This is a genomic window from Pseudomonas putida (assembly GCF_028682175.1).
Lineage (GTDB): Bacteria > Pseudomonadota > Gammaproteobacteria > Pseudomonadales > Pseudomonadaceae > Aquipseudomonas > Aquipseudomonas putida_AD.
Genome location: NZ_JANHKS010000110.1, coordinates 1 through 635, shown reverse-complemented (window position 1 = coordinate 635; position 635 = coordinate 1). Strand labels below are relative to the sequence as shown.

The 635-nt window shown below is 65.2% G+C and carries 1 protein-coding gene; it reads left to right on the top strand.

Features of this window, described 5'->3' with window-relative positions:
- A partial coding sequence (locus NPS29_RS28670; protein ID WP_274136869.1) for a DUF2345 domain-containing protein occupies positions 1–635 on the top strand: 635 nt, incomplete at both ends.

The following is a 635-nucleotide window of genomic DNA, read 5'->3' as shown; positions in this document are numbered from 1 at the left end:
GACGTGGCGCTTATCGCGGCGAAGGTTTTGTCGAGTCCACCGATGCCTGGGGCCATGTCCGCGCCGAGCAAGGCCTGCTGCTTTCAGCGACCAGAAGGGCTGGCGCCACCTCGACGCAGATGGACATCAGCGAAGCCCACGCCCAGCTCAACGGCGCGGTGCAAACCGCCGAACGACTCGATCAGGCCACCCGCCAGGCCGAAGCGGGTGCACTGCAAGCCAATTTGATGCAGCGCAAACTCGCCGACAGCCTCGACCTCAAACAGGGCGCGCATCACCCCGCGCAGGTCAACGGCCAGAACGCCACGCAACCCGACGGCCAGCAGCGCAACGGCGGCGATCCGGTGCCAAGCTTCAACGCGCCGCACATCGTGCTCGAAACCCCCAGCCACCTGAGCATGACCACGCCCAACAGCAGCGTCGCTTTCGCGGGCGAACACCTGCACGTCACCGCACAACAGGACGGACAGTTAAGCGCCAGGCACAGCATTGCAGGCATCAGTGGTGACAGCGCGCAATGGTTCACGGCCGAGGGCGGCGCCAAGGTCATCGCCCAGAACGGCAACGTCAGCTTTCAAGCCCACAGCGACGCGCTGGAAATACTCGCTGACCAAAGCCTGACCCTGACCGCCACC